Genomic DNA, 12,773 nt, shown 5'->3' with positions numbered 1-12,773 from the left:
GCCGTAGTGAGAATACATCTCCGTCGTAGTGTCATGCCTGAAAACAGAGGTCTCTATTGCAGTTTCATGCGTTTGCAATGTTCTGTCTGTAAAAGGCAGTACCACTTCTGAAATCTCTTTGACAGGTTGAACAACAATATTTCATACACGACACCATATATTCACAGAAATTCTGTAACTTTGTGCCTTTAACGAGAATTAAAAGACAAATGTCATGGAACAACAGCTGACCATTTACAACACCTTAGATAGAAAAAAGGAGTTATTCGTACCTCTTCATGCACCTCATGTAGGTATGTACGTTTGCGGACCGACCGTCTACGGAGACCCGCACTTGGGACACGCACGTCCGGCCATAACTTTCGACCTACTTTTCCGTTACCTCACCCACATAGGCTACAAGGTGCGTTACGTACGCAATATCACCGACGTAGGCCATTTGGAACATGATGCGGATGACGGCGAAGACAAAATCGCAAAGAAAGCCCGTCTGGAGCAACTCGAACCTATGGAAGTGGCACAGTACTACATCAACCGCTACCACAAGGCAATGGAAGCATTGAACGTGCTTTCTCCGAGCATCGAACCACATGCCAGCGGACACATCATTGAACAAATAGAACTGGTAAAGGAAATCATGAAGAACGGATATGCTTACGAAAGTGAAGGCTCCGTTTACTTCGATGTGGCCAAATACAATAAAGACCATCATTACGGCAAACTTTCCGGCCGGAACTTGGATGATGTACTGAACACCACCCGCGAACTGGACGGACAAAGCGAAAAGCACAACCCCGCCGATTTCGCTTTGTGGAAATGCGCACAGCCGGAACACATCATGCGCTGGCCCAGCCCGTGGAGCGACGGTTTCCCCGGCTGGCACGCAGAATGTACCGCTATGGGAAGAAAGTACCTGGGCGAGCACTTCGACATCCACGGTGGCGGCATGGACCTCGTCTTCCCACACCATGAATGCGAGATAGCGCAGTCTGTAGCCTCGCAAGGAGACGACATGGTACGCTACTGGATGCACAATAATATGCTGACCATAAACGGTCAGAAAATGGGTAAGAGCTACGGCAACTTCATCACATTGGAACAGCTGTTCACCGGCACGCATCCCATACTGGAGCAAGCCTATAGCCCCATGACCATCCGCTTCTTCACCCTGCAGGCACACTACCGCAGTACGGTGGACTTCAGCAACGAAGCCCTGCAAGCTGCCGAGAAGGGATTGGCAAGACTAATGGATGCCGTACACGGACTGGACAAGATAACTCCGACAGCAACTTCTACGGTGGATGTAAAAGACCTGCGCTCCAAGTGCTACGAAGCCATGAACGACGACCTGAACTCGCCGATTGTCATCGCCCACCTATTTGACGGCACCAAAATGGTGAACAATATCCTTGCCGGAAACGACACCATCACAGCTGAAGACCTGAAAGAGCTGAAAGAGACATTCCACATATTCTGTTTCGACATTCTCGGGCTGAAAGAGGATAACGCCTCCAATGCCGAACGTGAAGCCGCCTTCGGCAAGGTAGTAGATATGCTATTGGAAGAGCGTATGAAAGCTAAAGCCAACAAAGACTGGGCCACCAGCGACAAGATACGCAACGAACTGACTGCCTTGGGATTTGAAATCAAGGACGGCAAGGACGGATGTGAGTGGAAACTGAACAAATAAGAGCCTGACTAAAAAACAAGAGAGTATGCCAATCAAAGTTTTGACATACTCTCTTTTTTTACAACTTCGTACAACCGGTTATAGCTTTATTTATCGTACGGTATCATATCAGACAAAATACGCTCCCTATACCAAGGGTCATCAATCTCTTTCAATACTTTTCCCATCTCCATACACAGTTCGCTTACAATCTCCTTGTTCTCTTCCAATGGAAGATTGTTCATCTGGTAGGGGTCTTTCTCATCATCAAACAACAAACTCTTTACAAGTTTATGATTATCACGGTCTATATAGAGTGCCAGCGTATAATGAGCCGACTTAAAACCGCGTGATGAAGGGAAATAAGAACGGACTTTACCGTCCGTATCTTTCTCTCCGTCCAAATTCTGAATATAAAGCGCACCGGTAGGGCGTACAATATCCGCCTTTTCATCGAAGAACAGCGGAGCATAATTACGCCCCTGCACAGATGTAGGAATAGAGTCGGACAAGCCCGCCAAACCCAGCAAGGTAGGCATAATATCCGGAGAAGAAAGCATCAAATCATCCAAACGAGGTTGAATCTTGTCAGGAAAACGAACGATGAAAGGCACACTCATAGACTCGGAGAACGGAGAGTTCTTCGGATCATCCGTATGCTGGCTGCACATGGTTTCACCGTGGTCGGAAGAAAAGACTACAATTGTATTCTTGTCCAGTCCCAATTCTTTCAAGGCATCGAGTATCTGTCCGAAAGCGCGGTCGACACCCGTAACCGATGCGAAATAATAACGTGCGCTTTCCGCTTTTTCCATTTTGGAATCAGCATTAGGACGAACCAACAAGCTGTCCAGCGGTTGGTCTTTATATAGGTTGAAGTCCTCCTCCATGCAATCGTCCAACGAACGGTAAGGACTATGCGGCGGGTTCATACCTACCATGATAAAGAACGGTTTCTTCGGATTACGTACATTCCCCTCATTCTTCAGGTAAGAAACAACCTTGCCCGACTCGTGCAGCGGCGACCATTCATGCGGATCGTGCCGCTTACCGTCCGTATCCCAGTAATGCGGGTTCTTATGCTCATCGAATGTGCCGTAAGAGTACCAATAGTTAAATCCATGGCGGCGTTCTTTCGGTGTGTAAGCGTCCCATGCAGGTATACGGTCTTCCACATATTTACCCGGACGTTCAGGGTCATTAGGAGTTGGAAAATCGGTGTGCAGTTTGCCAAAATAAGCGCAGTCGTAACCTGCATTGCTGAATACATCGCTCACACAGTCCACATCCTCGCGCAGGGAACTGATAGGGCGGTTCGAATTACAGTTCAAAGGAACACCGCTTTTGTTTGGATACATACCCGTCAGCAATGAACCCCGGTGAGGGCTGCTCAACGGACAGTTGCTCATGGCGGATGTCAATACCAGAGATTCTCTCGCAAAGTCGTTCAGACGGGGAGTATGCACCGGGTCATTTCTAAAGTTCACTTTCTCCCGAAAGCCTTCCTGCCCCCAAAACTCCATGGCTTGGTTGCGGTACTGGTCGGGAAAGACATAAATGACATTCGGCTGTTGGGCCTGTTCAGCCTGCGGAGCTTTACAGCCCTGCAAAGCGAACAAGCCTAAACCACCTAACAATATATTCAATTGATTTTTCATTTCTCTAAGTCTCTTTTACGCATTAATGCTTCCAAGAAATAATAATCGGCATAATTCAGGGGAACATCAATTTCCGCACCATGAGGAATGCTTCCTACGGAATGCATCAGGATGAAATTGCCATTGGTTCCTACCTCTGCACGGTAAGCCGGAGAAGCAAGGCTTTCCATAATTCTGTCCGCAACTTCCTTATAATTCTTGTCAGAGATGTAAGTGCTCAACTCATAGAGCGCAGAAGCCGTACATGCTGCGGCAGAAGCATCACGAGGCTCGTTCGGAATATTAGGAGCGTCGAAATCCCAGTAAGGAACCAAATCTTCGGGAAGATTCTTGTTATTGAAGATAAAGTTATAAACCTTTTCGGCTTGTTCCAGATACTTAGAATCGTGAGTATAGCGGTAGCACATTGTATAGCCATACAAAGCCCATGCTTGTCCGCGGGCCCAAGACGATTCGTCTGCATAACCCTGTGCGGTCTGTTTCTTGCGAACCTCACCGGTCACGGGATCATAATCCACCACATGATAACAGCTGTTATCTGCACGGAAATGGTTTGCCATAGTAGTATCCGCATGCTTCTTGGCTACATTATAGAAAGTAGAGTCGCCTGAAAGCTTGGTAGCTTCGAACAACAGTTCCAAATTCATCATATTATCTATGATAACCGGACATTTCCATCCACGTTCTGCCTGCCAGCCTTTATCGGCATCCCAAGACTGGATGACGCCCGCACCCGGACGAAAGCGGGTAGATAATGATTTTGCGGTCTGAATAATTACAGGCTTGTATTCTTCCTTATTGGCGAAACGGTATCCGTTCAGATAACTGGAACCAATCATAAAGCCAACATCATGGTGCCAAGTCAGGTATTGTACCGAGTCCAACGCTTCCGTATATTTCTCTGCCAGTGGCAACCATTTCTTGTCGCCGGTCAGTTCGTATGTGTACCAGATGTTACCGGGAAAAAATCCTGAACACCAGTCATCGATAGGGACATAACGAATGCTGCCATCCTTATTGATAGTGCGCGGATTAAGGATTTTACCTGATTTCTCGATAATGTCTGTTTGAAGCGTTTCCTGTGCCACTGCATTATCAATATTTTCCTGAATGAAATCGTTTGCAGTTTGCTTTTGTCCTGCACAACCTGCCAAAACAAGAAGGGAAATACCCAATGTGGTAAGAACTGTTTTCATAATAAGGGATTTATTTATTAATATTGTCGATTTTTCGAAGGCAAATGTAGTGCGGATACAGTGAAATGACCCACCTAAATCATCCAATTAAAAGCTAAAATTGTTACATTTGCATCGGAAAGCATATATTTTTCCTTATGCCGACCGCTTATCATGAATCATTAATCGCTAAACCACATGACTCCACAAGAGTTTTTCAAAAAAGACCTGTTTGCCTGCAAGGCCGGGGTAGAACTGATTGAAATAAAAGAAGGATACAGTAAGACACGTCTCGTAATTACGGAAGAACATCTCAATGCCGGACATCGCACCCAAGGCGGAGCACTCTTCACATTGGCCGATCTGGCTTTGGCCGCAGCTGCCAATTCGCACGGCGCACTGGCTTTCTCACTGTCTTCCAATATCACATTCCTGCGCAGTAGCGGTCCGGGTGACACATTATACGCCGAAGCCCGCGAGCGATACATAGGACGCACTACCGGATATTATCAGATTGACGTCACCAACCAGAAAGGAGAACTGATAGCCACATTCGAGTCCAGCGTCTTCAGAAAGGGAGATTCGCTGCCATTTACTTTGTAACGACGGAAGTCATCGGGTAACGATTGCCCCTTACACTTTTAAGGAACGCTTTTGCCGAACCGAAATTCAGGTACATATCCAAACGTATGGGAAGGTGGTTCTTATCATCGGAAACAAAGAAAGTGATAACCTCTTTCTCTTTCCCTTTCTTGTATTCCACAAAAGAAAATACAAGGCAACGATAGATTGTATCGTTATTTGCCTCTATCTCTTCCTTTCCGCGGTAAATCAGGGTTTGTTCTTCTACCCTGCGCCCCGTTGCCATAGGAAAGAGTATTTTCTCTCCTATCTTATAGTCTCCGGGGTCGTAAGACCGTGCCTGTGCCAAAATGCTCAGCATATCAAAGATACAACGGCTGTCGCTGTATTCCATTTCCTGCGGTTCGCGTACCGGATTGTGCCAAGTGCGCCTCTGCTTTACGGTGGACACACCGTCATTGTACGAAAACCATGCCTCATCTACCGTATAGCGTTTTCCCTCCTCGGCCGCCTTACGGAAATAAAGCGGTTCGAGCTTATCGCTGACATAGCAAGTCAGCGTATCACGCATTTTAAAGAAAAAGTCCGTCTTCTTGCTGCCCACAGAAAGGAGATTGAAACGATAGGCTGGCTGGGAATGATAAGTAGTGGCATTTGTTGTCAAACTTGCCAACCCCACTTTCTTCCAGATAAACTTCCAGTTAAAATACAAGTCATACATAACGTGTTCACCTGATTGAAACGCTTCATTCTTAGCCGCACATTGTGCCTGCACAGGCATCATGCCGCCTAAGCACAAAAGTCCGGCCAGCAAGAAGATACCCAATATCCGCTTTCTCTTAATAACCATATCCCCTGCCGCTATTGCGGTTGCTGCTGTTGTTACGATTATTCTGGTTATTTTTCCTTTTCTTGTCTTCATCTGGTTTTTGTTTTTTTAATTCATCCGGTTTCTGCTTATCCAACGGTTTTCCTTTGACATTCCAATCCTGAATCAAATCAAAATTAGCTTTGAATTCTAATACCTGCGGATAGTAGTAGACCATTTCCGGCTGGCGTTTGGTAGTATAGTCGCCGGTATCCCATACGCCATTTCCATTTGTATCGTTAATGAGCCGGGCGCCATACTTACCCGGAGTCAAATAATAGAAATCAGCTTTTCCCTCTACGACCGGTATCGTCCGCACCACCTTATCCTGGGCATCCAGCAATTCTACAAACGCCAAAGAATCCGCTCCGGTAATATTGAAAAAGATCTGTCCGTATTCTTCCAACTTCTTTACGGTAAACTCTTTCTTCACTTTATCCGTAAACAGACCGTATAATCCATGAAAAGCGGTCGAATCCACTTCAAAAGCGTAACTTTCACCCGGTTGCCAGTCTGCATACAGATTGTAACGCTTCAAGTCCAGCGAATCCTGCATAAAATCGAACGGTACATCCTGCCACAACGTATCCACCTTCTGCCTTACGTGCAAGGCGGTATCATTAAAACCGGCTATCGGTTCTGTAAAGCTCAGTGTAATATAGTCGTACACATCCATTGATGAAGGAGCATACACATCCATTGCCAGAAAAGGGGTCGGTTCGGGTTCTTCCTCGCCCTTCTTCTTCCTTTTCTTCCTTTCCTTCTCGGCCTTTTCTTTCTCTTCCTGTTTCTTCTCCTGCAATTTCTTCCAACTTACCTTCGACACCATTCTCAAAGTATCTGTCCGGGGAACTAACTGATTCAGGGTATCTGTATATAAATAAGTCAGACTCATTCTCAACGTATCTTGCTGATAGAGCAAAGAATCCTTTATCCAATAATGAATCGTATCATTCCGTCCGGTTGTCTGTTCTATGACAAAAGCATCCCTTTCATCAAAATTCAACCCTTTCATCAGAGGCAAGCTATCTGCCGGAGCCGTAAAATAGAAGGAGAACTTCTCCGGAGTAAGGCGTTCCGTTTTCATCAAACGCTGGGAGAAGGCTTTCTGTTTAAAACTGCGCAATAAAACATCATCCGGCAAGAAATGAGTATATTGTCTCTCTATAATCGTATCTACGGTTAAAGTATCCTTCCAAAGGGTATCCTGACGCATGCGCTCTTCCATAGAAGGAATAATTACAGAGTCATTGAAAGCTATAACCTCTGTAGGTTGGGAGAACTTGAAGTTCTGGTCGGCATCCATCAGAGCATAAATACGGTACTTGCCCGGCGCAACTCCACGAATGGAGAACCTTCCCCGGCTGTCCGTACGTCCCACCCGGTCAAAAGGCAGTGTAGTAAAAGCGGAGTCAGCCAAATTGGCATGCAAACCCACCAACGCTCCTTTTACCGGTTCCAAATTTGACGCATCGAGCAGTGTGCCGGCAATAGCCATCGAATCGAGTTCCGCACCGGTAGAAAACGTATAAGTAAAACTTTGCATCGGATTTCCTTCATTATTATCCTGAATGGCGTCGGCAAAGTCAATGGTATATGTAGTATTTGCCTTTAATGTATCCTGCAAGTTAATCATCACTCTTTTACCGTTTGCTTTTATCTCCGGCTGCTGAACCTGAGGCGGTGAAATGACAACTTTCTCATTTGCCTTCTCCAGCTTGATAAATTCATCAAATTCGATTGATATTTTTTTCTTCTTATTATGGAGAGTACCCGGCAGCGGAGAACTCGTAACAAAACGAGGCGGTTCTTCGTCAATTGATCCACCCTCCAAGCGGCCTATGCTGGCACAAGAATATAAGACAGCCGCACCTGCCACTGCCCCTAACAACCGACGTATAAACGGTTTCATTTTATTATGATGCTTGCAATCTAACATGTTGCAAAAATAACGGTTATCCGGCAATTAGCAGTATGCTTTACAGTATTTTAATCAAAAAACGAATATTTCGCTCAACTATATATAAAACATAGTTAAAAAACAAGGATGTTCACACCTTATATACAGAGAAAAGAATAATTTTACGACCGAAAACTAAACAAGAGTATTCAGTTTTCATCGCTATCCTTTTTTCTTCTATGATTTACACACAAAAGCTACAGATTAACCAGAACATATTATACAGAGAATAAAAGAGTATGAAGAGTAGATTAGTATTATTGGCATGTTGCCTGGCGCTGCTCAGCAGTTGCGGACAAGGCGACAAAAGCACGGGCAAAGCACCCGAATTTGCAGTGATTGCAGTAGAAACTACCACTGCCAACTTGACAAACAGTTATCCGGCTACTATTAAAGGTAAACAAGATGTGGAAATTCGCCCGATGGTGAGCGGTTTTATCACCAAGTTACATGTGGACGAAGGTTCCGTTGTACGTAAAGGACAAGTTTTGTTCAGTATCGACCCTGTGCAGTACCAAGCTGCTGTAAACTCTGCCAAAGCTGCGGTTGAGACAGCAAAGGCTGCTGTAAACACACAAGAACTTACAGTAAACAACAAGCGTACACTGAATAAAAAGAATATCATCAGTGACTACGACTTGCAAATGGCTGAAAACCAACTGGCACAAACCAAAGCACAACTGGCACAAGCAGAAGCACAATTAGTCAATGCCAAAAATAACTTGTCGTATACCAGTGTAACAAGTCCCAGCGACGGTATTGTAGGTACTATCCCTTACCGTGTAGGAAGCTTGGTAAGTCCCTCTATGGCTACTCCGTTGACTACGGTTGCCGATATCTCTGAAATGTTCGCTTATTTCTCTATGACCGAAAGACAACTTCTGGAGCTGATACGTGAGGGTGGCAGCATTAAGGACATTTTGGCAAAGATGCCTCAGGTGCAACTGCAACTGATTGACGGCACCATGTATGCCGACAGCGGACGTGTGGAAACCATCAGCGGTGTCATCGACCAGACTACGGGTGCGGTGAATATGCGCGCCCTCTTCCCCAACAAACACAATATCCTGCGCAGCGGCGGCACGGGAAATGTAGTATTTCCCAATCCCATGGAGAACGTGATTATGATTCCGCAGTCGGCTACCACAGAGATACAAGACAAGAAGTTCGTATTCGTAGCGCAACCCGACAATACACTGAAAAATACCGAAATCAAGGTGTTCAGCTTGAATGACGGCAAGTACTACTACGTTACCGATGGTTTGAAGACAGGTGATAAGATTGTGATAGAAGGTGTACAAAACTTGAAAGACGGACAAAGCATTACTCCTATCACTCCCGAAGAGAAAGAGGCTGAATATCAAAAAGCCCTCAAAGACCAGAAAGAAGGTAATATCCAAACTGCGTTCAATTAACGTTTAACGCCCCTAATCACTAAAATAACATGAAATTAGATAGATTTATTAATCGTCCGGTACTATCTACGGTAATCTCTATCCTGATAGTAATCCTGGGACTTATTGGTTTGGCAACACTGCCTATCACCCAATATCCGGACATTGCACCCCCAACGGTGTCGGTACGCGCCACCTATACCGGTGCCAACGCCCAAACGGTGTTGAATTCTGTCATTGCACCGCTGGAAGACCAGATTAACGGTGTGGAGAACATGATGTACATGACCTCCAACGCCTCCAATAACGGTTCCGCCGATATTTCCATTTACTTCAAACAAGGTACTGACCCGGATATGGCGGCCGTCAACGTACAGAACCGTGTTTCCATGGCTCAGGGTCTGCTGCCTGCCGAAGTAACCAAAGTCGGTGTAACCACGCAGAAACGACAAACCTCCATGCTAATGGTATTCTCTATTTACGACGAGAAAGACCAGTACAGCATCGAATTCCTTGAAAACTACGCTAATATCAACCTTATACCGGAAGTAAAACGCGTAAACGGTGTGGGTGACGCCAACGTACTCGGTATGGACTACTCCATGCGCATCTGGCTGAAACCAGACGTAATGGCGCAGTATAAGCTGATTCCCAACGATGTAGCTGCAGCATTGGCTGAACAAAATATCGAAGCCGCTCCCGGTCAGTTCGGCGAACGCGGCAACCAGAGTTTCCAATACACTATCCGTTATAAAGGACGCCTCCAACAACCGGAAGAGTTTGAGAATATCGTTATCAAAGCTCTTGAAAACGGTGAAGTGCTCCGTATGAAAGACATTGCTGACATAGAACTCGGTCGTCTGTCTTACAACTTCAACAATACGGTAAACGGGCATAAGGCAGTATCCTGTATCGTATATCAGATGGCAGGAACCAATGCAACACAAACCATCAGCGACTTGGAAAAAGTACTCGATGAAGCATCCGAAACATTGCCTTCAGGCTTGAAAATCAATATCGCACAAAGTGCAAACGACTTCTTGTTCGCTTCTATTCATGAAGTAGTCAAGACTTTGATTGAGGCGTTTATTCTTGTGTTCATCGTAGTGTATATCTTCCTGCAAGATATGCGTTCTACATTGATTCCCGCCATTGCCATTCCGGTAGCGTTGATTGCAACATTCTTCGTATTAAAACTAATTGGATTCAGTATTAACTTGCTGACGCTTTCGGCCATGGTGCTTGCCATTGCGATTGTGGTGGATGATGCCATAGTCGTCGTCGAGGGAGTCCATGCCAAGCTCGACCAAGGATATAAATCGGCAAGGACCGCATCCATCGACGCCATGAGCGAGTTGGGCGGCGCCATCATCTCCATCACATTGGTAATGATGTCAGTGTTTGTGCCGGTGAGCTTTATGGGCGGTACTGCCGGTACGTTCTACCGACAGTTCGGTCTTACAATGGCTATCGCTATCGGTTTCTCCGCATTGAATGCTTTGACGCTGAGTCCGGCCTTGTGTGCCATCTTCTTGAAACCGCACAACAGTGATGCCGGCGTAAAAGAGCGCATAGGCGTCGCAACCAAAGAAGCCCGCAAAATCATGTTGGCGCGTTATGCCGACTCTATGGGTAAAATGATGCGTCCCGGTCTGACGTTGCTCTTTACTACAATTGCCATTTTAGGCATGATATTCGGCTTGTTCAGCTTTGAAAACCACCCGGTACTTTGTCTCGTTATGATTGTAATCAGCGTATTGGCATTGGCGGGTATGACTACCGACAAGTTCAAAAACTCTTTCAATGCCTCTTATGACTCCATTCTGGGCAAGTACAAGAAGCAAGTGCTCCGTTTCATCCAGAAGAAATGGCTGTCCGGCGGTATTGTTGCAGGTTCCATTGTCCTGTTGATAGTCTTTATGAACATCACCCCGACGGGTATGGTTCCCAATGAAGATACCGGTACTATCATGGGTGTGGTAACACTTCCCCCGGGCACATCGCAAGAACGTGCCATGGAGGTACTGAACCGTGTGGACAGTCTGGTTGCGGCCGACCCGGCAGTAGAATCACGTACCGTAATCTCCGGCTTCAGTTTCATCGGCGGTCAGGGACCTTCTTACGGTTCGCTCATTATCAAGCTGAAAAACTGGGAAGAGCGCTCCACTATGCAAAATTCAACGGTCGTTTACGCTACCCTCTATATGCGTGCACAGAAAATTATCAAAGAAGCACAGGTATTGTTCTTTGCTCCGCCTATGATTCCGGGTTATTCGGCATCCAGCGACATCGAATTGAATATGCAGGATAAAACCGGTGGTGACCTCAATCACTTCTTCGAGGTGGTCAATAAATATACCGCCGCATTGGAAGAACGCCCGGAAATCAACTCTGCCAAGACCAGCTTCAACCCTAACTTCCCGCAATATATGCTGGATATTGATGCGGCAGCCTGTAAGAAAGCCGGCCTCAGCCCAAGCGACATTCTCAGCACCATGCAGGGATACTTCGGAGGTCTTTATGCTTCCAACTTCAATAGCTTCGGTAAGATGTACCGTGTCATGATTCAAGCCGAGCCGAACGCAACCAAGAATCTGGAGTCACTCTCCAGCATCAAGGTACGTAACGGTAACGAAATGGCCCCCATTACGCAGTTTGTCTCCATCAAGAAGGTATATGGTCCTGACATCATCAGCCGTTTCAACCTTTATACATCCATGAAGGTGATGGTGGCTCCCGCCAGCGGCTACACTTCCGGTCAGGCTCTGGCGGCTATTGCGGAAGTTGCCAAAGAAAGTCTGCCGACAGGTTTCGCTTACGAACTTGGCGGTATGGCACGTGAAGAGGCCGAAACCAGCGGCAGCACAACTGGTCTGATTTTCGTGCTCTGCTTCGTATTCGTTTACCTGTTGTTGAGTGCGCAATATGAAAGTTATATCCTTCCACTTTCCGTATTGCTCTCCGTACCGTTCGGTTTGTTGGGCAGCTTCCTTTTCGTCAGCGGTATAGGCTCGTTGGGAAATATCCCTGCACTGAAAATGATTTTGGGTACGATGTCCAATGATATTTATATGCAAATTGCCCTCATCATGTTGATGGGTCTGTTGGCCAAGAATGCTATCTTGATTGTAGAGTTTGCCCTCGACCGCCGTAAGATGGGTATGAGTATCACTTGGGCCGCCGTGCTGGGTGCAGGAGCCCGTCTGCGTCCTATCTTGATGACATCTTTGGCTATGATTGTCGGTCTGCTTCCGCTGATGTTCGCTTCCGGTGCAGGCGCCAACGGTAACCGCACATTGGGTACTTCCGCCATCGGTGGTATGTTGATTGGTATGATATTGCAGATATTCATTGTTCCCGCCCTGTTCGTTGTTTTCCAATACTTACAGGAGAAGATTAAACCTATGGAATGGGAAGATGTGGACAACTCGGATGCAGAGCCCGAAATTGAACAATACACAAAATAA

General features: G+C 46.2%; 8 protein-coding genes. 4 read left to right on the top strand and 4 right to left on the bottom strand.

From position 1 onward, the window contains the following. Positions 1–214 precede the first annotated feature (214 nt). Positions 215–1,690, top strand: a complete 1,476-nt coding sequence (gene cysS, locus KG118_RS04440; protein WP_117710556.1) for a cysteine--tRNA ligase — start codon at positions 215–217, stop codon at positions 1,688–1,690. An 86-nt stretch (positions 1,691–1,776) separates the two neighbouring features. Here cysS and KG118_RS04435 read toward each other — a convergent pair whose 3' ends face one another. Both KG118_RS04435 and KG118_RS04430 read right to left on the bottom strand, forming a co-directional pair. Beyond that, entirely contained in the window at positions 1,777–3,327 is a 1,551-nt protein-coding gene (locus KG118_RS04435; protein WP_117710555.1) for a sulfatase family protein, read from the bottom strand. Continuing rightward, positions 3,324–4,523 carry a glycoside hydrolase family 88 protein gene (locus tag KG118_RS04430; protein ID WP_118323076.1) on the bottom strand — a complete coding sequence of 400 codons (1,200 nt, stop codon included), beginning with the start codon at positions 4,521–4,523 and terminating at the stop codon, positions 3,324–3,326. Before KG118_RS04430 ends, KG118_RS04435 begins: the two co-directional genes overlap by 4 nt. A gap of 177 nt (positions 4,524–4,700) precedes the next feature. Here KG118_RS04430 and KG118_RS04425 point away from each other — a divergent pair, with 177 nt between their 5' ends. Beyond that, positions 4,701–5,105 (top strand): hotdog fold thioesterase, encoded by a 405-nt coding sequence (locus KG118_RS04425; RefSeq protein ID WP_117710553.1) that lies wholly within the window; start codon positions 4,701–4,703, stop codon positions 5,103–5,105. Here the strand turns inward: KG118_RS04425 and KG118_RS04420 are convergent. Beyond that, a complete protein-coding gene (locus tag KG118_RS04420; RefSeq protein ID WP_117710552.1) occupies positions 5,095–6,006 on the bottom strand; it encodes a DUF3108 domain-containing protein in 912 nt (303 codons plus the stop codon). The two genes, KG118_RS04425 and KG118_RS04420, sit on opposite strands and share 11 nt — an antisense overlap. Beyond that, positions 5,924–7,891, bottom strand: a complete 1,968-nt coding sequence (locus KG118_RS04415) for an Ig-like domain-containing protein (RefSeq protein ID WP_117710551.1) — start codon at positions 7,889–7,891, stop codon at positions 5,924–5,926. Before KG118_RS04415 ends, KG118_RS04420 begins: the two co-directional genes overlap by 83 nt. 260 nt (positions 7,892–8,151) lie before the next feature. Here KG118_RS04415 and KG118_RS04410 point away from each other — a divergent pair, with 260 nt between their 5' ends. Continuing rightward, positions 8,152–9,327, top strand: coding sequence for an efflux RND transporter periplasmic adaptor subunit (locus KG118_RS04410; protein ID WP_117710550.1), 1,176 nt, complete (start codon positions 8,152–8,154; stop codon positions 9,325–9,327). Between the two features lie 29 nt (positions 9,328–9,356). After that, positions 9,357–12,773, top strand: coding sequence for an efflux RND transporter permease subunit (locus tag KG118_RS04405; RefSeq protein WP_117710549.1), 3,417 nt, complete (start codon positions 9,357–9,359; stop codon positions 12,771–12,773).

This window comes from Bacteroides propionicigenes, from assembly GCF_018390535.1.
In the GTDB taxonomy this organism is placed as follows: domain Bacteria; phylum Bacteroidota; class Bacteroidia; order Bacteroidales; family Bacteroidaceae; genus Bacteroides; species Bacteroides propionicigenes.
Note: the sequence above shows the minus strand (reverse complement) of the source record. Positions and strands in the feature narration are given on the sequence as shown.